The following is a 24095-nucleotide window of genomic DNA, read 5'->3' on the forward strand; positions in this document are numbered from 1 at the left end:
GATGACCACGTGACACGCCCTCCGAACCCACTGCCCGAACCTGAGCACCTGTTCCCTGGTCACACTGAGATGGCTGTGCTGATGCGCGCGTTCGACTGGGCGCAGACGCCACTCGGTCCCGTGGAGCACTGGCCGCAGAGCCTGCGAACCATCGTCAGCGTGGTGCTCGCCAGCCCTTCACCGCTGATCGTGCTGTGGGGCAAGGAACTCGTGCAGCTCTACAACGACGGCTACCGCGACGTGATGGGCGTTCGGCATCCGGCGGGTCTGGAGCAGGGCAACCGGGAGTGCTGGCCGGAAGTCTGGACGTTCAACGAACCCATCTATCAAAGGGTGCGAGAGCACGGTGAGACCTTCCAGTTCACCGACCAGCGCCTGGTGCTGACCCGGCACGGCGAGGAAGAAGAAGCGTACTTCACCCTGAGTTACAGCCCTGTCCGTGACGAGCGTGGCGAGGTGGGCGGTGTGCTCGTCACGGTGCAAGAAACCACCCAGCGCGTCATGCATGAGCGGCAGCTTCAAGCGCAGAGCACGGAGTTGCAAGCCCTCGCGATCATTGAGGAGTTCACTCGGAACTTCACGGTGGACACCGATCCGTACCATCTGATCCGGCGGGTGCAGGAATTGCTGTGCGCATACCTGCCCAGGGGCGTCACGGTCTACTACGAACTGGACGGAGACGTATGGCGTGTCAAGCGTCAGTTGGGTGACTACGGGGACGAAGCGTTGCAACGGCAGCATGAGGCGGGCCTGCCTTACGCTGCCGCCACGCATGTCGTGTCGCCCTACGAGTCGGGTGAGCCGTACTACCAGGATCTGTACGACACTGGCACCTGCAGCGCGCCTGAGACCACGGCCCATGTCGGTGCCATCGCCATGCTGCCCCTCAGGACGAGTGAACGGGTGCGGGGCGTGCTGGGCTTCGCCCGCTTCGGGCCAGGTGGCTGGACAGAGCTGAGCCGCCGCGTCATGGAAGCGGTGGTGCGCAGCCTCGGCGTCGCCATCGAGCGCGCCGAGCAAGCTACTCTGCTCGCCAGTCAACGCGCCCAGCTGGCCTCCAGCAATGAGGAGCTCCAGGAAGCGAGGCTCCGCGCGGAAGTCCTGGCGGCCCTGGGGGAAGCGCTGCAGAATGCGCGGGATGCGGAGCAGGTTGCGCAACGCGCCCTCTCGCAGCTCGGACCTGTGCTGCACGCCCACAGCATGCTGGTGGTGCGACTCAGCGGCGACCGCTTGCACGTCATGCAAGTCTGGGGCGAAGCGCCGCAGGAACTCCTCGATTTCCTGCGGCGTGAAGAACGCAGGCTGCGCGACGCGCCATTGATGCTGCGCGCCTCACAGCAACAAGACGGCCTCTACGTCGACGATTACCGAGCCGCTCGCGGAAGTGAGATGCCGTCACCAGCCCTGGCTTGCGGCATTGAACCCATCAGAACGCCAGAGGGGCAATTGGCAGGCTTCCTGGTCATCTGGCGCGACGCCGCAGCACGACCATGGCAGCACGGCGAGCGTGACTTACTGGCGCGTGCGGCGGGCACCCTCGGTCTCGCTCTGGAACGCGCCGACCGTCAGCGCGACGCACAGGAACGCGCGCAGCTCGCGCTGCTCGCCAGCCAGAGCCGCCTGCGCTTCGCCCTTGACGCGGCCGGTCTGGGCGACTGGGAACTGGACGTGCGCGATCAGAGCGCCACGCGGTCCTTGCGGCACGACGAAATTTTCGGCTATCCGCAAGGGCATCCGGCCTGGACGTACGACGTGTTCATCGCGCACGTTCTTCCCGAAGACCGGGAGGACGTGACCCGCAAGTATGGCGTGGCGCTGGAGCGAGGTGAGGCCTGGGACTTCGAGTGCCGCATCCGCCGTGCAGACGGGGAAGTGCGCTGGATCTGGGCCCGTGGCGAAGTACTCCGGAGCGAGGATGGCACGCCCACGCACATCCTGGGTCTGGTGCAGGACATCACGGAAGGCAAACTCGCCGAAGCGGCGATCCAGGAACTCAACACGCAGCTCGAAGCGCGCGTTCGGGAACGTACCCGTTCACTGGAAGCGGCCAACGAGGAACTTGAAGCGTTTTCGTACAGCGTGTCCCACGATTTGCGTACGCCGGTGCGGCACATCACTGGCTTTACCAGCATCCTGCGCAAGTCTCTGGGCGACAAACTTGATGAGAAGTCCGCTCGTGCATTGACGGTGGTGGAAGTCGCTGCTGAACGAATGAACACTTTGATTGACGCGATGCTCGACCTGTCGCGCACGTCAAGGCAACCGGTACGTGTGAAGCTGGTGGATTTGGGTGCGCTGGTCTCGGCGGTGCGGACTGAATTGGAGTCTGACGTGCTGGAGCGGCGTGTTCGTTGGCAGGTCAGCGAGTTGCCGCTGGTCCCAGGAGATCACGAGCTGCTGCGGCAAGCGATGTTGAACCTGCTGTCGAACGCCCTCAAGTACACCAGCAAGCAGGACGAGGCCGTGATCGAGGTGTGGGTGGAGGACCGTGCCGACGAGTGGGCCGTATTTGTGCGGGACAACGGCGCTGGGTTCGACCCGAGATATCAGGACAAGCTGTTCGGCGTGTTTCAGCGCTTGCATCGCCACGAGGAGTTCGAGGGCGTCGGGGTGGGGTTGGCGAATGTGCGGCGCATCGTGCAGCGGCATGGTGGGCGGGTGTGGGCGGAAGGCAAACCGGGTGAGGGCGCGACGTTCGGCTTCAGCTTACCGAAGCCCCGGTAAGTGCCCTGCACAGCTGGCCTGTCGTGGGGACTTCGCAAGTCGCACGAGACTGGCGGCATGACTCCTTTTCGTTTAGCTGGGCAGTGAGGGTCGGGAGGCCTGGGCTTGCCAGTACCGCTGGCGCAATTCGCTTTTGAAGTCCTGCAGGTCGTACAGGATGCTGTGCAGCGCAACGCCGGTATGCGCGAGCGGAACGATGGGAGCGTCCCGGATGACCTGCCTCACTCGATCAAGGTGGCTTTGCAGGCGCTCGGCTTCACCCCATTTCACGGCCAGGGGCAGCAGTTCGTCATACAGGCTGTAAATTTCCGCCAGAACCTCATCCATCTCTCGATCAAGGTAAACGGCAGATGGAACGCGTGATAGGCCGAGCGGCCCACACCCCCTGAAGTCTTTTTACAGCTAATTCCGATGTTTTCAGTAGGGATGGGCAGCGACCGGCAGAGCGACGAAACACCATGATTTTGGCTGGTATGCAGGCTCTGTTCTGCAGCCTTCTGATACGCTCTGCGTTCAGCTCAAATCCAGTTTCCACATGCTCTTCATATACTCAGGGAGGATTGCAAAGTTACCCTTCATGTGGAGCCGCCCCGCGAACAGGAGTTCCTGATGCCCCCCATCCTGCTGGTCGAAGACAACCCCCTCGACGTGGAACTCGCCATGATCGCCTTCGAGGAATGCGGCCTGCAACGCCAGGTCATTCACAAGAGCGACGGACACGAAGCGCTGGAGTACCTCACCCACCAGCCAGGGCCCTTACCCCGTCTGGTGCTGCTGGACCTCAACATGCCCCGCGTCAACGGCTTTGAGGTCCTGCAGGCCATGAAGCAGCACGCCACCTACCAACATGTCCCGGTGGTCGTGTTCACCACCTCGGAAACCGACACAGACCGCGAGCGTTGTTACGAGTTGGGCGCAGATGATTTCCTGCATAAGCCCAACAACTTAGGTGACCTGCGCGAAATCTTTGAAGCGCTGCAGGAGAAGTGGTTGAGCCCGCCTGCTGGCGCTTCAACCCACCTCGCGTCCTGATCTCAGCCTGGTCGAACGTCTGCGTAGTAGGGAGCAAGGGGGGAAAGCGGAGTTGGCCCGCAAGCTCGACGTGTCGTCTGCCCAGCTCAGCCAGCTGATCAGCGGCACCAAGGGCATCACTCCGAAGCGTGCTGAGGAAATCGCGCAGGCACTTGGTTACACCCTGAACCTGCAACTGATACAAACCGAAACGGGCGAAGTCGAAGAGTAGCCTTCCTGCAGCAGCGAAGAGGCTCGGCATAGACTGGGCCTCTCGCTATTCCTCGGCGGCGTTCGGGTCATCCCAGTACGGCGTCAGGCTGCGCCGCAATGCTTCGAGGGCGTAGTGCAACTTCGGATAGTCACGCGCAACGTGCGAGCGCATGACCAAGCTCCCCCGATCTTCGCGCCAGATTAACTGCCGGTCGTCACCAAGCGGCCTGCCCGTCCACGTGCGGCCGTTGTGCAAGCGAGCCCAGCGTGCCAGGTCGTGCCAGGCTTCGTCTCCCGCGCGGTAGCCGGTGAAATCCTCGATGGTGTCGGCGTTGACGACCCGCAGGGCGTCACGGTCAGGCGCTGTGAGGGTGCGTTTCAAGTCCAGCTCGAAGTACAGCTTCACGTCGTCGATCTCAATGAAGTGGGTGGTTCCTGCCAGGTGATTTTCACCCACCATCCGGGCGTTGTTGTAGGCGGTTCGTGCCCGACGGTGCAGGTGGTCAGCGGACCGCACGTGCTGGGCGACGTTGCTCAGGTCGTCGAGGTCGAGCTGTTCCGGGTGGCGGATCAGGCGCTCCGCGTAACGCAGCAGGTCATTCAAGGCGGCCTGTCGTTCCTGGTATGTGCTGATCAGCTGCTCGCTGAGTGGACTCGGCGCTTGCTGTTTGGGTTCAACGTTCATCGGAACGAGATGCCGGTCAGGGATGACATGGCCCAGGGCGATGGCGCGCGCGATGAGGTTCTGTTCCTCACGTGCGTCACGGCTGTACGAGTACGCCTTGGCGCGGCTGGCTCCTGACACCCGGGCGCGTTCCGCGAAGCGGATCAGATGCCAGCGCGCCGGGCTGTACGGGGGTGGCGGCAGGTCGCTCATCACCGACCCAGTTCCTCGAGCAGGGCTTCGGTGTCGCCATGGTCGGTGTTGACCTCGTCGAGCAGTCGCTGGTTCTTGGCGCGCCGACGACGGGCCGCTTCGAATACGCCTTGCATGATGAATTGGCCCTGACGGGCTTGTGCACTCTGTCGGGCTGTGCGTACCGGTGGGCGCGGTGGGTAGAGTTCGGCGAGCAAGGTTGTAAAGGTCATGCTGGCAGGCCTCCTTCCGGGGTGTACGCGTGGCCGTTCGCGTGACCACGCAGTTGCGCGAATTCCGCGTCGGTCATGACGTCGAAGTCGCCGTTCGGGAAGTGCACCAGCCATGAACCGGCGTACACGTGTCGTTTGCCTCGGCGGGTGTGAACGAAGCCGAAGGACAGGTCGCGCGGTCGGGCCTTCAAGAACGACCAGGGTTCCACGCAAGCCGGCCACGGGTGGGTGTTCGGATCGAAGCGTTGCGCGTCCCAACTCCATTCGAGCGTCATGACCGACCGTCATTTCTGTCGTGCGAGTGCTGCTGGGCGGCTTCGCGTTCCTCGGCGCGGGTGAGCAATTCGAGTTCCTCGGCTTCGCGCGCTTCGCGTTCGGTGGTGGTTTCGTAGGGCTGCTCGTCGGTCGAGCGGCTGGACCCGTCGCCCTGCGGGATGACGAGCAGTAACAACAGGGCGACGAACGCGACGTACACCGGGATGCGTTCGCCGGTCAGGGTGAACGCGATGAAGTTGAGCACCGCGGCGAGAATGATCAGGCTGTGGGCGGCGCGTTTCATAACTCCAGTTCTCCTTGCGCGTCGTGGATGGTGACGTGCACTTCCACGCGTGGTTGACGGCCGTCGTACTCGGGCCAGTGGTGGTAACCGAACACCCACTGGTCGTCTTTGCCTTGGCGTCTGCCGAACAGCGCGTCCACGATCCCTTTACGAATGTTCTCGGGGTCCGAGTGGTTAGCCGAGGGGAAGTAACAGAAGACGTCCACCTGCACGCGTGAACTTTTATCGCGTGGATTGAGGCGCTTGATCCTCAGAGGCGCGAAGAGGCGCACGTGGTCCTTCCAGGCGTCGTATTCCTTTGAGCGCACCCAGTTGGGCACCTTGCCCTTCGAGTAATAGCCGACCAGTTTGAGCACCTGCGGCAAGTCACGCCGTTCACGCACCTTGCCGGTGAGTTTGTCCTTCGTACGCCGCCAGCACGGCAAGGCCGGTATGGTGAACGTCAAGGTTTCTCCGGCCGCGCTGACGCGTCGTTCCGCGCTGGTCACGCGGCCCTCCGCTGGGTTCTCCAGAGGCGAGTGCGAGGTGCGCTTTGGTACCGGCGGCGTTGCACACGGTGCGCTTGCAGGTGCTGGCGGTTCGCCTGCCGGGCTTCAAGCATGGCTCGCCTCGCGGCGGCTGGCTTTGCGTTCGCGTTTCCTGGCTTCGAAGACCAGGTCCGCTTCCGCTTCACCCTCCAGGGTGGCGAGGTAAAAGCGGAACCGCTGGTGTTCCTCAACCTGCAGCAGACCACGCGCCGTGAGGGACTCCGCGGCGAGCCGGACGGCTCCGTCGCTGACCACCCGGTGCTGGCGTTCGAGGATACGCCACGCGAGGGTCGTGACGCTGGCGGCGTCGCCGTTGGCGATCAGCAGCAGCTCAGCTTGAACGGAGTGTGGAGCGACGATCATGCGCGGTCTCCTTGCTGGTCCGTGGGGGTGTTGGGGTGTTGGTAGTCGGGCTCGTACTTCGCGCGCCACGCCCGCACCGCCTCGAAGATGCTCTTGGCCCACGGACCGGTGAGCATCTCGCCTTTGCTGGCGTCGAACACCTGGAACAGCCAGCCCTCCCCTCCACCGAAAAAGCCGACCTGCGCGCCGGACTCGCGCATCTGCTCGGCGTAATCGAGCGGGCGGGTGTCGTCCTTGCCCTGGAACTGCTTGCGGTCGGTGGCGCCTTGCTTCACGGCTTTCGTGACGGCCGCCGTGCGCTCTTCGGGCCTGAGGTCCTTGAACGGCACGGGTTCACCTGTGGCAGGGTGAGGGATGTGCGCGCCGTGATTGAGGTCGCGCACGGTTTCCACAACCGCCTGGTAGTCAGCGCTGGTGGGGTTCTCCTTGCCGGTAGCGGCCTTCACCACGCTCGCGACGATTTCCAGGTTCTCGGCACTCACGCCGATCAACGCGCGAGCGTGCCGTTCAGTAGGAACGGGCACTCCGTGGTCGAGGGCGAGCAGCGCCGCTTCTTTGCTTTGCATGATCTGGTACGCCCAGGTACGGGAGAAATTCCAGACTTTCATGCAGTAGTGCTCAAAGGTGACGTACTGCTCGCGGTACAGGCGGCGTTCCTGGATTTCCTGCAGCGCCTGAGCCATCTCGATGAACGACCGCAGGCCGTACCCGACGACCTGCTCCAGCGCCGCGAGGCGAGCTTTCTCCTCAGGGGTCAGGCCGTCCGCGGGAGGCAGGGTCGTCTGTTCGTGCCGGGTGGTGGTCATGAACGCATCTCCTGTGGGGTTTTGAGGGAAAGCTTCATCGAGCGACCTGCCTGACCTTGTCGTCCTGCTCCACCCGAATGGCCGGCGTGAGGCGGAAGCCACGCCACCACGGGCGAAGCGTGACGGGCGTTTCCTGCTTGAGGGCGTAGGGATTCAAAAGGTAAAGCACCGCACCCAGCGGAAGGCCACGCAAGCTGCGCAGTTCGTGCTTCCCATCGGCGAGGACGCGCAACACGAGCTTGCGCGGCGCGCTCCCTTCGTAAATCACCAGAGCGAAGTGCTTCATGCGGAACCTGCTTCCAGGTGCTTGAGGGTCGTACCGCGGGAATCTTCGATAATCGCGCCGACCGATGAAATCCAGGCTTCATGGGCGAGCTTGCGGGAGGTGGTGCCACCCAGGTCGCGGTGCATGACCTGACGCGCCAGGTGGTCTTCGTTGTAGGCGGTGAGTTTCACGGTGGGCCGACCGGGAACGTGCAGTTCGAAGTACTGCTGTGGCGAAACAGTGACGGACGGCAGGGTTGGCGGAACCCGGGTGGCTTTGCGGGGCATGTCAGGCCTCCAGACGAGCGAACGAAACGACCCGCACGTAGGGATTCGTGGACCACGGGTGCGCGGGGTTGAGGGTGTCCCACAGCCGCGCGTATTTCGTGATGGGGTCTGGGCCGAGGGGGGGTGCGGCGCGGCGGATGGGTGCGTTCGGCTGGTCGCTGATGGGTTCATTGCGGGCGAGGCAGACGGCGTCGCGCGTGAGGTAGTCGGCGTACTCGCGGTCGTACTCCGGGAAGTTCGCGCGGAGCCAGTCGGCACCGAGCGCCGTGACACCTTCGGAGAGGGCGTCACTGACGGTCAAGCGCTGCAAGCGTTCCGCGCGGATCGCAGTGACTTCGAGCACGACCCGGCAGGCCCAGCGGGGCATGTGAATACCGGACACTCGGCGGAGTTTGGTGGCCCAGCCGCCCGGGTCAGGTGTGCCGTCATGCCAGGCGGCGAGCTGCCAACCGGCCAGGTGCGGCACACCATAGCGGTCAGCGAGTGATTGACCGAGCAGTGGTCCACGAATGAGGTGGTCGGCGCCTTCCAGCCCGGTTGGCATGGCGAGCAGGGTGCAGGTCTCCCGCAACCACAAGTGAATACCCGGGACACCGTACGGGCTCACGACTTCCAAGCCGCTCACGGTGATGACAGTGACATGGCCCCGATCGTATTCCGTGTATTGCGCCGCAACCGCGTCGATCGCGCTGGGCTGGGGTTTCAGCAGACGACGCGTCTGGGTTTTGCCGTGCCGGAGGATGCCTTGTACCATGCGCGTCTGGAAGATCACCGGTTGTGCTCGTTTGTCCACCATGGTGATCATGCGGGTGCCTCGCAGTCGCAGTCGTCCGTCGGGCCGCTGCACGTCAGGCACAGGTGCGTGAGGCTGGCGTCCTCACGCCTGGCCACGGCCTGCACGAGCCGCAAGGTGCGCAAGGCGTCCCCGAGGGCACTGTGCGCGTCGTCGAGGTCGTCCACCTGCACGTCTTCAGTCAGGCACGCCACGCCGAGACGGGCCCAGCGGTAATTGCCGTGGTAATCGCTCCAGTCGCCGTGGATAGGAGCGTACGCACCCATCGCGCACTGCCAATGAGAGAGCACAGGCGATTCGCACTCCTCCCGTGGTACGCCAGCCCACGACAAGCTTTGCCGCAGCATTCGCTGATCGAACGAGGCGTTGTAAACCACAACAGTCTTACCTTCCAGCAGGCAAGCCAGGCGGGGCCACACCAAGGGCCACTCAGGGCAAGTCACCAGGTCCGCGTCTGTGATTCCGTGAATTGCCGACGCGGCCCACGGTCCGCCGTTGATCGGCTTGACGCGCTCGTTGAGTAGGACTTCGCCACTGGCGCTGACCACGGCGATCTCAATGACTTCGGAGTGGCTGTCGAGCCCGGTCGTTTCAGTGTCGAGCACCACAAGGTCAGGGTCAGCCGCCCACTTACGGAAGATGGCCAGCGGGGAAGCTTCAGGCGCCACAGTCGAGCTCCACGTCCGGCGCTTCGCCGTCGAGCAGGATGTCGATGGCTTCGCAGCTCGCGCTGATTTCGTGTCCGGCTTCGGTGATGACGAGCATGTCCTTCACGAGGGCCGCGCCGATCATGCGGTTGCTGGCCGCTTCGATGCGCTTCAGGTGCTTGCGGATCAGTTCGTGCATGGTCAGCTCACCACCCGGAGCGCGAAGCCCTGCTCGACCATCGACGCGTTGACGTCCAGCAGGCCTTTGGAGGTAACGACGGCGATTTCAGCGATGGTGCGGCCGTACTTGTCGGTGTTGTCCTTGTGCGTGCGGATCAGCAGCTCACGGGGCTTGTCGCCCTCGAACAGCAAGCCCCGCAGGTAATCCCGCGAGACACGGCCCATCTCGTATGTCGCGCCGCGCAGTTCGGGCGCGTTGATGCCGTACAGGCGAGCGCGAATATCGAGCGAAGCAAAAAAGCCCAAGGAAACTTTGAGAATGACGGTGCCCCCATCGACGACACGCACACACGTGGCGCGGTAACGGTAGAGGAACTCGGCGGTGATGTTCGGAGCAGTCATACGTCCTCCTGATGCGAAGGCGGGGCAGTGTTCACTGCCCCTGGGCGGTCACGGTGCGGTGACGGGGTTGTCGAGATTCACTCCGAGGACACGCGACGCGACTTCGAGTTGCATGTTCAGCAGGGCCAAGCCGGTGTACCCGTCGGACCTGGCTGCGTCGCGTAACGCTGGCAGGCCGGACAGGACGCTGTCGCGCAGTTCCTCAGGAGTGGCGGGACGCCCTTCCTTGAAGGCAGCGACACTGATGGGCTCACCGAGGTCGAACAGGCGACCGTTGTGAACGCGGGCGATGGTGTAGGACATGGTCAGCCACAGGACGGTCACGCCAGGGTTGCGTTTGATCATCTCGCCGGCCGCTTCGCGGGTACCTTCCGGCATGTCATCCTCACGGCGGTTCATGTGCGGGCGGGACAGGAACGGGCAGGCTTTGATGCTCCACTCACCGCACTCGTGATGCACGGGTGGTTCGGCATCGACGCGATTCACGGCGCACATCGGGCCGATCACGAACGCATAGGGTTCGCCTGGCAGGAACTTCTCGCCACACACGAAGCAGCGGTTTTCCTTGACAGCCTTATCGACCTTCCGACTGTCCACCACACGAAAGTCGGGCTTGAGGCCGAACCACTGGACGAACCACGGCACGGGGTAACCGCGGGCGACGGGTAGTTTGGCGATGCGGGCGGGCATGGGTGGGAGTTCTCGGGCAGTGTGCATATGACCTCCGGGTCAGTCGGCGGCTTGCTGCTGGGCTTGTGAGAAGAGTTCAGAAATGATGGCCTTCACCAGAGCTGGCGGCACGCTGTTTCCGCACATGCGCACCTGCGCGGCCTTGCTGAGCGGTCTGCCCTTCACGCTGAAGTCGATGACGTACGAATCCGGAAAGGACTGGCAGCGGTACAGCTCACGTGGTTCGAGCATCCGCATGCCGATGTCGTAAATGACGAACTTCTCGCCGTTCACTTCGAGCGTGACGAGCTGCTGCGCGCGGTCCTCTGCGGACACCTTGTCCAGTGCCTCGGGACAGTACGCCAGCAGGAACGCGAACACCCGACGCGCGCCCGCCAGCGTCCGCGCGTCGAGGCTGCCATGCAGGTGGGTGGTGATCAGACCGTCTTTCACGCAGGTGGTGATGCTGCCCAGGGCGTCACCGACTTCCCGGGCGTCGTTGCTGCCGTACTGGCGCAGCAGGTGCGCGGTGACGAGCCCGTGGCGGTTTTCGGTGGTCTGCGTCGCCAGGGCCGCTTCGAGTTCCTGACCACGCGCGTCTCCGCACGCGTTTTTGTCACCGTAGTAGGTGGTGAGGTGCGCGGTCGTGAGACCGAAGCGTTCCACGGTACTGACGGTCGGCGTGGCGGCGTCCATGGGTTGCACCGTCGCCGTGCCGTTGTACTGGGTGAGGTAGGCCGCCGCCAGGGCCGTGTCCGCCTTGGCGGTGATGGTATGCATCGCCTCGGCCGCCGTGCGGGGCCGGGACTGCCCGGCGCGTCCACCCACGCCGATCAGGCTGGCGCTCACCAGCGCCTGCGGTCCGCCTTGTGCCATCACGGTCGGCGCCGGTTCCTCCAGTGAGTGGCTGGCGTTCTCCGGCGCGCAGTACCCACCGTTGTGCTTCACCAGGCACGCGCCGACCAGTCCGTGCACGTTCCCGGTGCCAGGCCGCGCCGGGGTGCCGCCCGCAGTCGCGGTATGCAGGGGCGCGTCGGCGCCGCTGCCGATGCTGCCTTCGCGGAACTTGGTGATGTGCGGCGCGACGAGTCCGAAGCGGGTCGCGCCAGACAGCACCGTGTCGAGCGGCACGTCGGCTGCCTGACCAGGGCTGTGCTCCTGAAACTTCGTCAGGTGCGGCGCGATCAGGGTGTGCTTGTTTCCCTGCGTGGTGATGACCTGCGCGGGAGCGTCCACGGCGGCCGGGTCGTTGCCGAAGGACATCGGCGCGAAGTACGGGGTCACCACGGCGTTCGCGTCACGGCTGCTGGTGATCGTCACGAGTGGGGCGTCCACGCTGCGCTGCCGGAAGTCGTGACCGCCGTGGTTGCACTGGACCAAAAAGGGCCGGGAGGCGCCCAGCACGAACTTGTCGATGCCTTTGGCGATGCGGCGCAGGGTGTTCGGTTCCAGGTCGTTCTTGCGCCGGGCGTGCGGCTGAAAGATCGTGCGGGTCGGGATGCTCCAGTCAATGCACTCGGCCGCGGTGCGCACGGGCAGCAGGCCGGGCCCATGGGTCGGTTCGGGCCAGCTGATGGCTTTGCCGTCACAGCGGGCGATTAGGAAGAACCGCTCACGGATGGTAGGTGCACCGTGATCGCTGGCAACGAGGGTGCGGAAGTCCACGTCGTACCCGAGGGCGCGCAGCTCCCGCACGAACGTCCGGAAGGTCCGGCCACGGTAGCGGGGGCGTTTGTCGGCCACGAGGCAGGTGAGGCCGTCCTCAGCGAGCTTGATGGCCCCGCGCGGGGGGTGCTGTTTGGGCATGCCGCGCTGCCAGCGACGGCAGGCGTGGCCTTTGCATTTGGGTTTGTTCGGCCAGAGCACCTTCCCGTCCGGGCCTTTGAGGGCTTCGCGTTGCGCGACCAGGCGTCCCCAATGGCGGAAGTCCGGGACGTTTTCGAGCACGATGACGTCCGGTCGGACTTTGCCGGCCCACTTCAGGCCGACCCAGGCGAGCGAGCGGATCTTCTGGTCGAGTGGTTTGCCGCCCTTGGCGCGGGAGTGATGTTTGCAGTCCGGGCTGAGCCATAGGAGCGCGACGGGTTTCCCGCCGGTGGCTTCGATGGGGTCGACTTCGAACACGTCACTGCGGTAGTGGCGGGTGTAGGGGTGGTTCACCTGGTGCATGGCGATGGCTTCCTCGTCGTGGTTGATCGCCACGTCGGGAGAGCGTCCGAGGGCCGTTTCGATGCCGAGGGACACCCCACCACCGCCCGCGAAGAGATCGACGATCATCTTCCCGGCGAGGTGCTCACCGCCGTGCAGGTAGGAGAAGAGGGGCAGTGGGGCGTCTGGGAGCTGCTGTTTGCGGGACATCAGGCAGTTCCCGGTGTGCCAGTAGATAAGCTACGACAATGGATTTCGAGGACGCGGCTGCCTGGCACGCCCACCTGACCGTCGAACAACACGCGCTGCTGGCGTACTTCGAGGAGCGGAACTTTACTTTTGACTTTCACGAGGTTGAGGCTGACTTCAAGGTTCAGTTGCCCGCCGGTTGTGTATTGACGGCGACCGTTGGCAGATATGAAGTGTTCCGTGAACGATCCATAGAGCTCCGACAGGCCTTTGACCGTATGTCCACGGTGCTGCTGATCCTGCTGAATCACGGGCGCTTGGAATGATGGTTTGAGGGTCAGCACGCCAGAGCGTACGAAGTCGTAGAGCCGATTCATGACTCACCTCCAAACAGGTCGTGCTGCACACTGCGCACCCGAACGGGAGGCAGGCAGTGCGGTGAGAACCAGATCCGTTCGCGCTGCGCGCTCGCGCGGCCTTCCCATTTGGGTTGCGTGCACCATCCCGAGCCGATCCACTGGCTGATGCCCCACACCCACCAGCCGGCCACCTTGGCGTCGAAGGCGTCGGGATCTTCGCGCAGCTGCGTGGTCAGGCGTTCACGCTGCGCGACCAGCCAGGCATGGCGGGCGTGCAGGTCGAGTTCATTGACGGGATGGTCTGCCCAGGCGGCAACACCTTCAGGGTCAGCGAGTACGGCGCGCCAGAAGTTGCAGATGAAGCCGTCGAGGTCGTTCACGGTCTCGGTGCGTGGAGAGTGAGGACGACCGAGCAACACGGCGCCGCTGCCAAAGAACGGTTCGACGTAGTTGCCCACGTCACCGAAGCGTTCCCATACGCGGGCGGCCACTTTGGATTTCCCACCGAAATACGGGAAGGGAGCGCGGTAGGTGGTTGCCGTCACATCAACCCCGGTTGTTCGGGCGCCAGGCTGTAGAAGGCCACACGCTCCGCGTTGTACCCGAGCTTCACCGTGCCGACCGGACCGTTGCGTTGCTTGCCGATGATGATCTCGGCCATCCCGGGCTGATCGGATTTTTCGTTGTAGTACTCGTCGCGGTAAATGAACAGCACGACGTCCGCGTCCTGCTCGATCGCGCCGGATTCCCGCAGGTCACTGAGCATCGGGCGTTTGTTCTGCCGGGCTTCCACCGCTCGGGAGAGCTGCGAGAGGGCGATCACCGGAATGTCGAATTCCATCGCAATCTTCTTCAATGCCCGGCTGATGCGGGTGACTTTCTGGCGTTCGTCCTCCACGCCGGGTACTTCCAGCAGCTGCAGGTAATCGACGACAAGTGCGCTGAGAGGGCCGACGTTCGCCCACATGCGCACTTCCTGGTGCAGCTGGGCGACCGTCAGGTCCGGACGGTCGATGTACCCGAGCTGCATGTCCGCGCGTTTGGCTGCCACGGCACGCAGGCGTTCGAGGTCCGGGCCTTTCAGTTGGCCTTTGCGGATCTTCTCGTGATTCACCCGCCCAAGGTTGGCAAGTTGACGCAGGGCCAGCAGCTGCGCACGCATCTCCAGGGAAGCGATCAGCACCCGGCCGGTGCGGCGGTTGGCGATGGTATGCGCGACAGACAGCGCGAACGCCGTCTTCCCCATCGACGGACGAGCGGCCACAACATTGAGGCTGCCCTTCTCGAAGCCCACGATCTGGTCGTCAAGGTCATGAAAACCGCTGGGTTGCGCGTCGTTGTTGCCACCACTCATCCAGCGCTCGGCGGTGTCGATGGCTTCCTGGTCTACCTCCGCGCCGTTGAGCATGCGGCTGCGTCCCTGCTCGGCGAGACTCGTGAGGTTCGCCATGCTCGCCAGGATCTCCTCCAGGCTTTCCTGCTGGTCGTAAATACGCCGGACGATATTCAGGCTTTCGGTGATGGCGCGGCGGCTGATGTGCTTCTCACGGATGATGGTCGCGTATGTTTCCGCGTACGCCGCGGTGGGCGTGTTGTCACTCAGGGCCATCAGGTACGTCAGGCCACCGGCGTTATCGAGCGCCTGCATGTCCCGCAGGACACTCTGCACCGTGACGAGGTTGATCTTCTTCGGTCCGTACTCGCCCGCGACGACGTGCATCGCGCGGTAGATCAGCCGGTTGCGTTCGAAGTAGAACGCGTCCTGATGCAGGCCACCCACGATGGGCCAGGTGTCTTCATCGAGCAGCACACTGCCGAGGGCGCTGATTTCCGCCTGTTTGTCGTGCGGGAGGGCGCGGCCCTCGATGAAGGCTTCGCGGATCACGGGTTCGAAGCGGGTGTTGCGTTTCGCTACGGTCATGCCAGCACCTCGCAGTTCTTGAGTTGAGCGAGCGGGACGGTCTCGAAGACCGCGTGATCGGTGTAGATGCAGCTCGAACCGGTGCTGATGATGGTCGCCTCGTCACCGTTCGGGAGCCGCACGCGGCGGCCCGCTTCGAATGCGGCGCGCACGGCAGCGGAACTGTCCTGAGTGGTCTGCGCGCTGTTGGCCGTCTGCCGTTCCTGCGCCTGTTTTTTCATCAATCCGGAAAGAAAACGCCAGGGGTTGTTGATGCTCGCTCCACCCGCGATGGTCTGCTCGACACCTTCGGCCAGGACGGCCTTCAGGCCGTCCTGAATCCATTTCGCCCAGTGGGGACTCTGGGCTTCCTGGGTGGTCTGGGCTGCTCCGAGGTGCCGAACCCACGACGACCACACCGACGACAGCCCGGCATCCCGGATGGTCAGCAGGTGCCGCTGGTGGTCTTCTCGCGCGCCAGTAAGGTGGTTGTTGTTAGGAACTAAAGAAGAAGAATCTTTTTCTTTATGTCCTGCATTCTGCGGGGGTACTCCTGCAATTTGCAGGGGCTCATTTTGCGGGGTTTTCTCGGTTCCGCCCTGGAGAATGCGGGGGTACCCCTGGAAATTGCGGGGGTACATTTCAGCGGCTTTGTGCGGCTTACGCTCTTCGGCGTACTTGGCTGATAGGCACAGTTTGGTGATGCTCACCAGTTGCACGCCATTTGCTGCTGCCTGCTCGATGCGTTCCGCGAAGCCCCCTTCGACCAATTGCCGTAGTTGTCGGGTGACCGTGGATTCGTCACGGTCAATGAGTCCGGCCAGGTCGGTCAGGGGAATGCGGCACACTCCGAAGCCATCGGCGTACATGGCGAGGGTGACCAGCAGGAACTTGTTCTTGCCTACGTGCTGGTCGTAGGCCCACTTCACGGCGCCGGGACTCATGACGACACCCCGGCGTTGCGAGCGATGCGGTCGGCGACGTCCTGTCCGTAGTGCGTGGCGAGGTCACGCAGTGCGTTCTTCACGGCCCGGTGTTCGCCACGTTCATGTGACGACGCCAGTTCAATCGTCCAGGTGAGTTCCTGTTGTGGCGTGATCTGCTCGGGCGGCGAGTCGATGCTCATAGCAACGGCTCACCTCGTTTCACTTTCAGGAAGCGGCGCACTTCGCCCTGCTCCCAGTCGAGGGTGTAATCGGTCCAGCCGAGGTGCCGGGCGCACACGCGCCCTTCGCGCTCGGCTTTCTCTCCGCTGAAGTCGCCGTCGTTGCGCCAGAGGGTCAGGGTGTCAGGCGCGGCAGACACCCGGATCTGCAAGCCGTTGCGCAACGCCAGGCCCTGCGTGCGGTTCAGCTTGGCGGCCATGGCGAGTCTGGCGTGCAGCAGGTCACCGAGCCGACTCATGGCCCACCTCGTTCCTGCAGTTCGGTGGCCAACAGCGCGAGCAGCTCCTGCGTCTGGTTGGAGCTCAGTTCGACCCACGTGTACTTCCAGGGCTGGCCGGCATCGACGCGTTTCTGTGCGCGTTCGAGGGCCAGCATGGGCAGCACCTGGCCACGCTTGATGCGCCGTCGGTTCACGACCGCGCGCAGAGTGGCGAGGTGTTCGGGCGTGACGAACACGGTACTCATTCGTCATCGTCCTCCTCGTCATCCCCGTCTTGCTGATTGCCTTGGCGAGCGATCTCATCGAGCGAGGGTTGTGCGGGCGTGCTGCCATCGGCGGTGCACTCCAGGCGCAGGTCGCACACGCGCAGCAGCTCATCCACTCCAATGCCCGCTGCGTGAAGTTCGTCGAGCTTGACGCTCACAGGGAACGTCATCGTGCCGTCCTTGTTGTGGATGGTGGTGTTGCCGTGCAAGGTGGCCGGGACCGTGTGGTTTTTCTCGTCGTATGTGCGCTCCCGGTGCTTGACGACCAGCTTCAGCCCATCGGCTTTTTTCGCGGCGAGCATCGTCAGCAACGGGAAGTCCCCCACCGGCGACATGGTGTACTTCGCGACCCACCCGGCGTGGTGGGTGTCCTTGACTTCGGCGCGGCTGGCTTCGACGGTAAAAATGGCGTACATCGGAAACTGCTGCGTCATACGTCCTCCAGGGGTGAAAGGGAGCGCAGAGCGCTCCCGGTCGGGGGTCAGTTGCCGAGGTACGCGCGGGTGGCGTCTTCGGTCGGGATGGATTGACGTTCCGTGTGACGCGCGACGCGCCACTGGTCGACCAGCGGCCGAAGCTCGACGGTGCCCGTCAGGCGCTCCAGTGCCATCGCGCCCTCACCGGGCGTCAGGTCATCCGTGCTGCTAAGGGAATGCGCGGGCAGACCGACCAGCCAGGCAGTGAAGTCCAGACGCTCCGCGCGCGTGAGTCCGCAGCGTTTGCTGAGGTGCTGAGCGAGGTTGATGCTGTCCCGTTTGGCGATGCGGGCCGTGCCCGTGCGGGGCACGTCACGCTTGCGCACGTCGGTCACCCTCCGTTTCGCTCTCACGCGCGGTGGGCGTGGCGAGCTGCTTGGCGGTCTCGGTCAGGATGGCCGCTTCGTCGACCGTCACTTCCGCGAACGATTTGACGTTGCGCTTGAGGGTGCGGGTGGCGAACTGCAGGTGGTTGGTGTCTTCGTGCGGGGTGCCCGCGAATGCGTCGTTCAGGCGTTTGGTGAGGCTGGCCTGCTGGGTGGCGTTGAGCTTCTTGCCCTCGGTGGGCGTGGTGCTGGGTGCGGCCCGCACCGTCTGTCCGCTGGCGGCGTTGCCGTCGTCGTCATCGGCGACGATGCCGAGCATGGCGCTGAGGGCGTACCTGCGCAGGTAGGTGATGGCGCTGCCGTAGCCTTGCGGGTCGTCCTTGACCAGGCGGCATTGGGCGGTGCTGCTGACGAACTCCCCCGAAGCGTGCAGCAGCATGGTCTCGAGTGCAGCGAAGCCGCTCTCGCACGCCACGGGCGCCTGCAGTACCGACAGCGCGTTATCCTGCAGTGCTGCTCGGCACGCGTCCCAGACGGCGCCGAGGTCGGCGTACTTGGTTCGGAAGGCCGGGTTGGTCGCGTCCTTGATGGCGACCTGCATGTTGGCTTGCGCAGTGACCAGCGCGACGGCGAGTTGTGCGATGGATTCGGATTGCTTCATCAGTCCACCTCGCATGGGAAGGTCAGCGCCAAGCGCGCGCGAACGTACTTGAGCTCACTCAGAGCAGCGGATTCGGCGTCCAGGGCCGCCTGGATTTCCAGGTGGTTGTCGGGTGCGCCCGGCTTCAGCGCTTCGAGGCGGGCGTGGCAACTGCGGTCGAAGGCGCGCTCCCAGTTCATGTGGGCCGCCCAGAGCAACGTGAGCGGGTGATCCGCAGGCAGTGCTTCGTCATGCGGGCAGCTCGTCATAGAGCCTCCCGAGGCGAATCGCGCGCCGCAAAAGAGAAATCCGCTTGCGGTCACCCGTGAGGTGCGTGACCTGCACGTCCACGATGTCGACGCAGCGCAGGGTGTGGCCGGCGAGTCGCACGCGGGGGCTGAAGGCCGTACGAACGACGGCGCGAGCGACTTCGCTGTCACTGAAGACTTCGCTTTCCCTGACTTCGGGCGTGGTGCTCTTGACATGGGCACGGATGACGTGGGCGATGCAGGGCACCAGGTGCGTCAGGTCACTCAGCGGGAAGGTGTGTACGCTGCTGCCGAGGTTCACGACGAGCCAGCTCATCCGGTCACGTCCTCGAAGATGAAGTCGGAGGCGTCGAGCGGTGCGGCGAGCGGCTCACAACTCACGCCAGCGAGCCGGGCGCGGGCCCAGGCGACGACTTCCGGGCTGAGGTGCTGCACCAATCGTTCACGTTCACCGTCGATGCGCTGCAGGGTGTGGGGACAAGGCTGTACCATGAATGTGTTCTCCTTTCGCCGCGCTCGGGTGCCAGCCCAATAGCGCGGCGTTTGGCTTCAGCGCGCGTGGCGCTGCCGGACGCCCTTGGGGGCGGGAGCGGTGAGTTTGAGTCGTGCCGTTTCGGGCATCGGTTCGGGTGTGACGTGTCCGCCCTGGTCGAGCCAGCGGCGGACATGCCAACGGGGAATCAGGGTGCGGTTGCCTACACGGGTGACTTTGACGATCGTCAGGAACTCAGCGGAATGCACCAGCGCGTAAACGGCGCTTTTGCCGATCTGCAGGTATTCGCCGAGCTGCTGGACGGTAAAGACGCCATCGTCGTCCGGGGTGAGTTGAGCAGTGGCAGGTGCCGTTTCAGCTATGGCTTTCCGGGCAGCTCGTTCTGCAACGTCTTCCAGCAGGGCGTCGATGCTGAGCTCCGGAGTCATGGCGTCACGTTCATGTCGGACGTCCCGCTGTACGCCGCTCATGCGACGTCTTCCTGTTCATTTCGCTCAGCTTCCCAACGATCCATAAGTACACGCATGGAACCGGGCAAAATTTTTTCGAGCTTGAACAGGTTTTCGCCGCTGGGAAGCGCGTTTCCCCATTCCCAGGCGAAATACGTGGCTGGGTTGACCCCGAGCTTCTTAGCGATCCTGTCGCCACTGAGCTTCTTTCCACGGTCATCCACCTGGGCCTCGCGAAGTTCGCGCAACGTCATGTCCACCTCCATCACAATTATATATGCCTGCAAACATATAAGTCAACGCATGATTAGAAGCCGTGTTGCATGTCTGCACCTGTTGTGAGGGGCCTTTCTATGGGTCTACGCTTATAAGGTGACGCATACGGGAACGTGCGTAAAAGTCAACGCGTATAGGGGTGCATATGGTCATGTCCTATCCCACTGCACCGACTTCCCGCTGGCCAGAGGCCCCCGTGCCTAAAAAAGCGAAGGACAAGATTCCTCGCACCGAGCTCGAACGCATCCGGTTGGCGCTCGGTGACGACTTCACCCAGCAGCGCATCGCGGAACGCATCAGTGAAATCATCGGTGAGGAGATCACCCAGCCGGTCGTCTCTGCCTGGGAACGCATGACCGTCAAAGACTGGCGCAAAGTCGACCGTGACCGGCTGCGGGTCTACGCGCAAGTGCTTGGAATCACCACCCGACGGTTCGAAGAACTCATCGGTTTCAAGCCCGGCGAGTTGTTCATCGACAACCTAGTCGCTCCGGAATACATCGAAGAACAGTTACGGCGCGTGCACGAACACCGGCGAGTCCAGCACATCGAACTCGACCGACCCGTATATGGGGAATTCCCGATTCGCGAGTACCCAGCGCCCTACAAGGTCACGCTCACCGTCGACCTCACTCATGACAAGCACGTCCGTTCGGACCCGAGCTGGATCCTGATGGAACACGGCGGGATGCTCTACATCTTTACGTCCACCCACATCCCACGCGAAGCACTCAGGGATTTTCGTTACGTGGGCGTCGTTGTGCGTGTGGACTTCTCAGTTGGCCCAGCCGCGCCTGCAGAACCGCGTACTCGGGAAGGTCACGAGCAATGATGGTAAAGGAATAGCCCTCCCCCACCGAACGCAGATCAGCACGCAAGCGTAAGAGTTCCTCCAGTTCCTCCAGGCTCACCCACCTGATGAGCAGTCGCTCTTCGGAATTCGCCTCTTGGCTGCTCACGCAACAACTCCATTTCCCTACAACAAGAACGGAGTGTTACAGCTCCCACCACGTGGAGCGACCGCGACGCGTAGGTGCTGTGCCTGGATACCCATACCGAAAGCATACAGGCGCCTGAGGGCGCCCGCATGACAATCCCAGACAGCTTTTCAGCGCAACGGTTTCCAACTTTGCTGCATCGTCAGCGAGGAATAGCAATCCCCTCCGCACGGAGGAATCGCTGCAGCAGGAGCAGCAGCAGCAGCGATCGTGAAGGCGGCAATGACGAGCCTGACAAACCGTGACAACAGATTTTTCAACATACCGCCAGCCTAAAACGTCACGTGACCAAATGCCACCAAAAACCTGTCACGGTTTGTCAGGCGTCTCGCCTTATTGATTGGTCGCCACACGCAGCGCACCTTTCAGCTGAACGCGTACATCGTCGGAAAGCATCTCCAGCACACCTTCGTACGCGTTGTTCCAGCTGTGAATCTCATCCACTGCGCCGTAATCACGCGCAGCGCGGGCCAGACGCAACAAACTACGCGCAACCAACCCCATGTTGACCGGATGGCCGAAGCCAATGTTGGACTGCTGGTCCGTGAACCGTCTGAATTCGGTGGTCGTGAATCCCTCAAGCTCCGCCAGCTCCGGAGCGAGGTAGCGCAACACCAAAATCCGCCCGACCCGGCCGGGCATCTCGAAGCGGATCCGTCCCATCGCCACCTGCTTACCCACCAGAAGAGGCGTCGACGCCACGAGCGCCGAGACATCCGGGTGAGCATTCGGCGCGAGCCCGGCCAGGACCAGGTACTCAGGCGCAATCCGATGCATCAACCGCAACACAAAATGCGTCCGCGGCATCGCCTCCAGGGCCCCGCGCAGCACGCCCGGCAATGCCAGCGGATCACGGCAGGGCGCGCCATGCATTAAGGCGCCCAGCAGGGCGAACGCCCACAAGGCGCGTTGATCGGGCGCCCTGGGAACCTGCCCCTCCAGCATTCGCGCACCCACCGCCGCCATGCCCGGCCGGCGCACGTACGCCAGCGCCTGCACCAACCGTGCGTAGGTCGCTTCGGGCTCACCGGTGATCTCACCGAGGGTGATGTCCTCGTCATGCATCAGCAGACCCACGATGCCGCGCGCGATTTCACCTGCGCCTCCAGCCTCCCCTTCACGAGGAACTTCCCCGGTGTGCAGCAGCAATGCGTTCAGCAGCTCCCGCTGCTGCTCATGATAAGTCGCCCCACGTTGGAGGATCTCCATGGCATGCGCGTAGTCTCCCGAAAGCATCAATCCTTCAGCGAGTACCGCCTCGCCGAACGCCCGACGCCGCGGACTGATCGAGTCACGCGCCAGAACCAGGCGCAACCGGTCCGGGTTCGCTTGACCGACCAGGTTGCTGACCCGTTCCAGCTCCAGGCTCAAGATGTCGTCCTTGTGCTGCATGCCGAGTTGCTGTGCGAACGCCAGCGAAATGCGCAGGTACGTCAGACCGGCCTGAGGGTCGCCGGATTGCGTGTACGCCATGGACAAGCCGTGGTAGGCGTGGCAGGACCCCTCCAGGTCTACCCTGCGCGATCCGCCTGGCGTGAAGCCGAGCCGGATCGCCTGCTCATGCAAATTCAGTTGCGCCAGCATCATCAGCCGCCAGCCGCTCGCCAGGTTCCCCGGGACGTCCTCCAGGGTCGAGAGCGATGCAGCGAGATCACCTTGCGCTCCGAGGCACATCGCGTAACGCGCTCGACCCAGTGGATCTTCACGTGAGATGAGCGTGCCCTGGAGTTCACGGGCGCGGCCGCTGCCGAGAAGGGCATCAAACGAAACAGGATCATTCAAAGCGAGTTCGGATTTGCTGAGGCGCTCTTGCTCCACTGGTATCTCCCCATTGGACTGCAGTTCTATGACTTGTCCTCACTCTAGCGACAGGCCAGATCGGTTGACGCGTAAACTCTCACATCACTCACAGGCCTTTGGAATTCAGCCTGTCGAGCCACGGTTTCTGAATAAAGTGTGAAGTGAACGGGCCGACAGCGTATATGTATCCGCAAGTATGTTTTTACGCATAAAAAATGTAACACTGAGTGCGAGAAGCTCAACTACGGCAGAAAAGCCAAGTATTCCCCAGTGCCAGCATCGAACCACACGACTTGGAGAGCACATGAAGAAGTCCCTGCCCGTCATTGCCGTGACTGTCCTTCTCAGAATGTAAGTAAGAGTAACCATGAGAAAAAGTGCGAACGGTGAAGGCACCATCTATAAACGCAAGGACGGCCGCTACGAAGCTCGGATCACCGTGGGCCGGACCGAGCAGGGGCACCCGCGGCGTATCAGCAAGATCAGCCGTAAGCGCAAAGACGTCAGCGACTGGCTGTCCGAGCAGCTGGCGAAACGCAACGCGGGCGACCTCACCGAACCCAGCCGCGTGACTTTTGCCGGGTGGGTCGAGCATTACCATGCGAGCCTCACCGTTCGGCCAAACACCATGGACGACTACCACAAAGCGCTGGCGCCGGCCATTGAAACGCTGGGCCACGTGAAGCTGCGCGAACTGACCCCGGCCCGGCTGCAGGCCGCGCTGAACGAGTGGACGAAGAAGCGCACGGCGTACCAGAACCGCAAGACCGTGAAGCGCCTGCGGGCGACCCTCGCCGAGGCGGAACGGTTGGAGTTGATCGTCCGAAATCCCGCGCGCACCCTCCGCCTTCCGAAGACCGAAGCGCAGCAGATTCTGGTGTGGTGGGCGGAGGAAGCGCAGCAGGTGCTGGCGTACGCACGGGCGAACGATCACCGCCTCTTCCCTTTTCTGCACGTCAACCTCGTGACCGGCCTGAGGCGTGAGGAAATGCTCGGTTTGCGCTGGCAGGATGTGGATTTCGAGCATCATGAATTGCACGTCCGGCAGACCATCACCTTCATCGCTGGGAAGGCGGACATCGGCGAACCGAAAACCCCGAAGTCCCGCCGGACCGTGGACCTCGATGAGGACACCATCAACGTGTTGCGCACCTGGCAATCCCGCCAGCAGCTCGAGCGCCAGCTGGCGGGGGACCGATGGCAGCACACCGACCTGGTGTTCGCCACACCAGTCGGGAAAGCCTGGGCGGAAACCTACCTCGCCAAAGTATTCCGGTCGGTGATGGAGGCGGCCGGCGTACCCCGCATCCGGCTGTATGACCTGCGGCACTGTTACGCCTCGATCGCGTACGAGGCAGGGGTGCCGCTGAAGCTGATCAGCGACCGGATGGGACACGAGAACATCGCCTTTACCCTCAAGACGTACGTGCATTCGAGCAAGCGGATGCGCAAGGCGACCGCCTGGTCCGCGTCGCGGTTGTTCGGCAGTGCGGTGGATCGGGTGATGGCAGCCGAGGGCGGTGAGGGAAACGTTGCCGTCATGTTGCCGTCAAAGGGCAAAAAAAGACAGGACGCCAGCTGAAGA

Annotated in this window: 38 protein-coding genes; 5 read left to right on the forward strand and 33 right to left on the reverse strand. The window is 63.4% G+C overall.

Annotated features, from left to right (window positions below):
• Nucleotides 1-9 precede the first annotated feature (9 nt).
• The gene (locus tag DEIPE_RS24665; protein WP_157448799.1) at nucleotides 10-2724 is read left to right on the forward strand and encodes an ATP-binding protein; all 2715 of its coding nucleotides are present in this window, start codon (nucleotides 10-12) and stop codon (nucleotides 2722-2724) included.
• Between the two features lie 72 nt (nucleotides 2725-2796).
• Here the strand turns inward: DEIPE_RS24665 and DEIPE_RS07565 are convergent, their stop codons facing one another.
• Nucleotides 2797-3051, reverse strand: a complete 255-nt coding sequence (locus tag DEIPE_RS07565) for a hypothetical protein (RefSeq protein ID WP_015235400.1) — start codon at nucleotides 3049-3051, stop codon at nucleotides 2797-2799.
• Nucleotides 3052-3333: 282 nt separating this feature from the next.
• Here DEIPE_RS07565 and DEIPE_RS07570 point away from each other — a divergent pair, with 282 nt between their 5' ends.
• Together DEIPE_RS07570 and DEIPE_RS22995 are read left to right on the forward strand one after the other, a co-directional pair.
• Nucleotides 3334-3756, forward strand: a complete 423-nt coding sequence (locus DEIPE_RS07570) for a response regulator (protein ID WP_015235401.1) — start codon at nucleotides 3334-3336, stop codon at nucleotides 3754-3756.
• A 52-nt stretch (nucleotides 3757-3808) separates the two neighbouring features.
• The gene (locus DEIPE_RS22995) at nucleotides 3809-3967 is read left to right on the forward strand and encodes a helix-turn-helix domain-containing protein (protein WP_015235402.1); all 159 of its coding nucleotides are present in this window, start codon (nucleotides 3809-3811) and stop codon (nucleotides 3965-3967) included.
• Between the two features lie 45 nt (nucleotides 3968-4012).
• Here DEIPE_RS22995 and DEIPE_RS07575 read toward each other — a convergent pair whose 3' ends face one another.
• The 30 genes from DEIPE_RS07575 to DEIPE_RS07730 all read right to left on the reverse strand — a co-directional run bounded on the left by DEIPE_RS07575 (nucleotide 4013) and on the right by DEIPE_RS07730 (nucleotide 19690).
• Complete coding sequence (locus tag DEIPE_RS07575) at nucleotides 4013-4825, reverse strand: hypothetical protein (RefSeq protein WP_015235403.1); 813 nt, start codon at nucleotides 4823-4825, stop codon at nucleotides 4013-4015.
• Complete coding sequence (locus DEIPE_RS07580; RefSeq protein WP_015235404.1) at nucleotides 4825-5037, reverse strand: hypothetical protein; 213 nt, start codon at nucleotides 5035-5037, stop codon at nucleotides 4825-4827. Before DEIPE_RS07580 ends, DEIPE_RS07575 begins: the two co-directional genes overlap by 1 nt.
• On the reverse strand, nucleotides 5034-5312 hold the full coding sequence (locus DEIPE_RS07585; protein WP_015235405.1) for a hypothetical protein: 279 nt from the start codon (nucleotides 5310-5312) through the stop codon (nucleotides 5034-5036). The genes DEIPE_RS07580 and DEIPE_RS07585 overlap by 4 nt, the downstream gene beginning before the upstream one ends.
• Entirely contained in the window at nucleotides 5309-5596 is a 288-nt protein-coding gene (locus DEIPE_RS07590; protein ID WP_015235406.1) for a hypothetical protein, read from the reverse strand. Before DEIPE_RS07590 ends, DEIPE_RS07585 begins: the two co-directional genes overlap by 4 nt.
• Complete coding sequence (locus DEIPE_RS07595) at nucleotides 5593-6084, reverse strand: RusA family crossover junction endodeoxyribonuclease (RefSeq protein WP_015235407.1); 492 nt, start codon at nucleotides 6082-6084, stop codon at nucleotides 5593-5595. The genes DEIPE_RS07590 and DEIPE_RS07595 overlap by 4 nt, the downstream gene beginning before the upstream one ends.
• A gap of 105 nt (nucleotides 6085-6189) precedes the next feature.
• A complete protein-coding gene (locus DEIPE_RS07605; RefSeq protein WP_015235408.1) occupies nucleotides 6190-6486 on the reverse strand; it encodes a hypothetical protein in 297 nt (98 codons plus the stop codon).
• Complete coding sequence (locus DEIPE_RS07610; protein ID WP_015235409.1) at nucleotides 6483-7292, reverse strand: hypothetical protein; 810 nt, start codon at nucleotides 7290-7292, stop codon at nucleotides 6483-6485. The genes DEIPE_RS07605 and DEIPE_RS07610 overlap by 4 nt, the downstream gene beginning before the upstream one ends.
• 34 nt (nucleotides 7293-7326) lie before the next feature.
• Nucleotides 7327-7578 carry a hypothetical protein gene (locus DEIPE_RS07615; RefSeq protein WP_015235410.1) on the reverse strand — a complete coding sequence of 84 codons (252 nt, stop codon included), beginning with the start codon at nucleotides 7576-7578 and terminating at the stop codon, nucleotides 7327-7329.
• Entirely contained in the window at nucleotides 7575-7844 is a 270-nt protein-coding gene (locus tag DEIPE_RS07620; RefSeq protein WP_015235411.1) for a hypothetical protein, read from the reverse strand. Before DEIPE_RS07620 ends, DEIPE_RS07615 begins: the two co-directional genes overlap by 4 nt.
• Before the next feature lies 1 nt (nucleotide 7845).
• Nucleotides 7846-8700, reverse strand: coding sequence for a hypothetical protein (locus DEIPE_RS07625; RefSeq protein ID WP_169316595.1), 855 nt, complete (start codon nucleotides 8698-8700; stop codon nucleotides 7846-7848).
• On the reverse strand, nucleotides 8646-9305 hold the full coding sequence (locus DEIPE_RS07630) for a 3'-5' exonuclease (RefSeq protein ID WP_015235413.1): 660 nt from the start codon (nucleotides 9303-9305) through the stop codon (nucleotides 8646-8648). The genes DEIPE_RS07625 and DEIPE_RS07630 overlap by 55 nt, the downstream gene beginning before the upstream one ends.
• Nucleotides 9295-9483: a hypothetical protein gene (locus tag DEIPE_RS07635; RefSeq protein WP_015235414.1), complete on the reverse strand. Its 189-nt coding sequence runs from the start codon at nucleotides 9481-9483 to the stop codon at nucleotides 9295-9297. The genes DEIPE_RS07630 and DEIPE_RS07635 overlap by 11 nt, the downstream gene beginning before the upstream one ends.
• Before the next feature lie 2 nt (nucleotides 9484-9485).
• Nucleotides 9486-9866, reverse strand: coding sequence for a thermonuclease family protein (locus DEIPE_RS07640; RefSeq protein WP_015235415.1), 381 nt, complete (start codon nucleotides 9864-9866; stop codon nucleotides 9486-9488).
• 48 nt (nucleotides 9867-9914) lie between these two features.
• A complete protein-coding gene (locus DEIPE_RS07645; protein WP_015235416.1) occupies nucleotides 9915-10583 on the reverse strand; it encodes a hypothetical protein in 669 nt (222 codons plus the stop codon).
• Between the two features lie 12 nt (nucleotides 10584-10595).
• The gene (locus tag DEIPE_RS22095) at nucleotides 10596-12893 is read right to left on the reverse strand and encodes a DNA cytosine methyltransferase (RefSeq protein WP_015235417.1); all 2298 of its coding nucleotides are present in this window, start codon (nucleotides 12891-12893) and stop codon (nucleotides 10596-10598) included.
• Complete coding sequence (locus DEIPE_RS23860; RefSeq protein WP_015235418.1) at nucleotides 12893-13249, reverse strand: hypothetical protein; 357 nt, start codon at nucleotides 13247-13249, stop codon at nucleotides 12893-12895. Before DEIPE_RS23860 ends, DEIPE_RS22095 begins: the two co-directional genes overlap by 1 nt.
• Entirely contained in the window at nucleotides 13246-13776 is a 531-nt protein-coding gene (locus DEIPE_RS07665; RefSeq protein WP_015235419.1) for a DNA adenine methylase, read from the reverse strand. The genes DEIPE_RS23860 and DEIPE_RS07665 overlap by 4 nt, the downstream gene beginning before the upstream one ends.
• Nucleotides 13773-15152: a replicative DNA helicase gene (gene dnaB, locus DEIPE_RS07670; RefSeq protein ID WP_015235420.1), complete on the reverse strand. Its 1380-nt coding sequence runs from the start codon at nucleotides 15150-15152 to the stop codon at nucleotides 13773-13775. Before dnaB ends, DEIPE_RS07665 begins: the two co-directional genes overlap by 4 nt.
• A complete protein-coding gene (locus tag DEIPE_RS07675) occupies nucleotides 15149-16075 on the reverse strand; it encodes a hypothetical protein (protein ID WP_015235421.1) in 927 nt (308 codons plus the stop codon). The genes dnaB and DEIPE_RS07675 overlap by 4 nt, the downstream gene beginning before the upstream one ends.
• The gene (locus DEIPE_RS07680) at nucleotides 16072-16257 is read right to left on the reverse strand and encodes a hypothetical protein (protein ID WP_015235422.1); all 186 of its coding nucleotides are present in this window, start codon (nucleotides 16255-16257) and stop codon (nucleotides 16072-16074) included. Before DEIPE_RS07680 ends, DEIPE_RS07675 begins: the two co-directional genes overlap by 4 nt.
• On the reverse strand, nucleotides 16254-16535 hold the full coding sequence (locus DEIPE_RS07685; RefSeq protein WP_015235423.1) for a hypothetical protein: 282 nt from the start codon (nucleotides 16533-16535) through the stop codon (nucleotides 16254-16256). The genes DEIPE_RS07680 and DEIPE_RS07685 overlap by 4 nt, the downstream gene beginning before the upstream one ends.
• Nucleotides 16532-16762, reverse strand: coding sequence for a hypothetical protein (locus tag DEIPE_RS07690; protein WP_015235424.1), 231 nt, complete (start codon nucleotides 16760-16762; stop codon nucleotides 16532-16534). Before DEIPE_RS07690 ends, DEIPE_RS07685 begins: the two co-directional genes overlap by 4 nt.
• On the reverse strand, nucleotides 16759-17217 hold the full coding sequence (locus tag DEIPE_RS07695; protein WP_015235425.1) for a hypothetical protein: 459 nt from the start codon (nucleotides 17215-17217) through the stop codon (nucleotides 16759-16761). The genes DEIPE_RS07690 and DEIPE_RS07695 overlap by 4 nt, the downstream gene beginning before the upstream one ends.
• A 47-nt stretch (nucleotides 17218-17264) precedes the next feature.
• Complete coding sequence (locus DEIPE_RS07700; protein ID WP_041230762.1) at nucleotides 17265-17594, reverse strand: hypothetical protein; 330 nt, start codon at nucleotides 17592-17594, stop codon at nucleotides 17265-17267.
• A complete protein-coding gene (locus tag DEIPE_RS22100) occupies nucleotides 17572-18246 on the reverse strand; it encodes an ERF family protein (RefSeq protein ID WP_015235427.1) in 675 nt (224 codons plus the stop codon). The genes DEIPE_RS07700 and DEIPE_RS22100 overlap by 23 nt, the downstream gene beginning before the upstream one ends.
• Nucleotides 18246-18494, reverse strand: coding sequence for a hypothetical protein (locus DEIPE_RS07710; RefSeq protein ID WP_015235428.1), 249 nt, complete (start codon nucleotides 18492-18494; stop codon nucleotides 18246-18248). The genes DEIPE_RS22100 and DEIPE_RS07710 overlap by 1 nt, the downstream gene beginning before the upstream one ends.
• Nucleotides 18475-18810 (reverse strand): RNA-binding protein, encoded by a 336-nt coding sequence (locus tag DEIPE_RS07715; protein ID WP_015235429.1) that lies wholly within the window; start codon nucleotides 18808-18810, stop codon nucleotides 18475-18477. Before DEIPE_RS07715 ends, DEIPE_RS07710 begins: the two co-directional genes overlap by 20 nt.
• Complete coding sequence (locus tag DEIPE_RS07720) at nucleotides 18807-18986, reverse strand: hypothetical protein (RefSeq protein WP_015235430.1); 180 nt, start codon at nucleotides 18984-18986, stop codon at nucleotides 18807-18809. The genes DEIPE_RS07715 and DEIPE_RS07720 overlap by 4 nt, the downstream gene beginning before the upstream one ends.
• Before the next feature lie 57 nt (nucleotides 18987-19043).
• Complete coding sequence (locus DEIPE_RS07725) at nucleotides 19044-19457, reverse strand: helix-turn-helix domain-containing protein (protein ID WP_015235431.1); 414 nt, start codon at nucleotides 19455-19457, stop codon at nucleotides 19044-19046.
• On the reverse strand, nucleotides 19454-19690 hold the full coding sequence (locus DEIPE_RS07730; protein WP_015235432.1) for a helix-turn-helix domain-containing protein: 237 nt from the start codon (nucleotides 19688-19690) through the stop codon (nucleotides 19454-19456). Before DEIPE_RS07730 ends, DEIPE_RS07725 begins: the two co-directional genes overlap by 4 nt.
• A gap of 218 nt (nucleotides 19691-19908) precedes the next feature.
• On the opposite strand from DEIPE_RS07730, the gene DEIPE_RS07735 reads away from it, so the two are divergent.
• A complete protein-coding gene (locus tag DEIPE_RS07735) occupies nucleotides 19909-20544 on the forward strand; it encodes a hypothetical protein (RefSeq protein ID WP_015235433.1) in 636 nt (211 codons plus the stop codon).
• A 276-nt stretch (nucleotides 20545-20820) separates the two neighbouring features.
• Here DEIPE_RS07735 and DEIPE_RS23865 read toward each other — a convergent pair whose 3' ends face one another.
• Entirely contained in the window at nucleotides 20821-20973 is a 153-nt protein-coding gene (locus tag DEIPE_RS23865) for a hypothetical protein (protein WP_157448800.1), read from the reverse strand.
• A 70-nt stretch (nucleotides 20974-21043) separates the two neighbouring features.
• On the reverse strand, nucleotides 21044-22528 hold the full coding sequence (locus DEIPE_RS07740) for a hypothetical protein (RefSeq protein WP_015235435.1): 1485 nt from the start codon (nucleotides 22526-22528) through the stop codon (nucleotides 21044-21046).
• A 349-nt stretch (nucleotides 22529-22877) separates the two neighbouring features.
• On the opposite strand from DEIPE_RS07740, the gene DEIPE_RS07745 reads away from it, so the two are divergent.
• Entirely contained in the window at nucleotides 22878-24092 is a 1215-nt protein-coding gene (locus tag DEIPE_RS07745; RefSeq protein WP_015235436.1) for a site-specific integrase, read from the forward strand.
• Nucleotides 24093-24095 lie beyond the last annotated feature (3 nt).

The sequence above is a fragment of the Deinococcus peraridilitoris DSM 19664 genome, from assembly GCF_000317835.1.
GTDB lineage: Bacteria > Deinococcota > Deinococci > Deinococcales > Deinococcaceae > Deinococcus_A > Deinococcus_A peraridilitoris.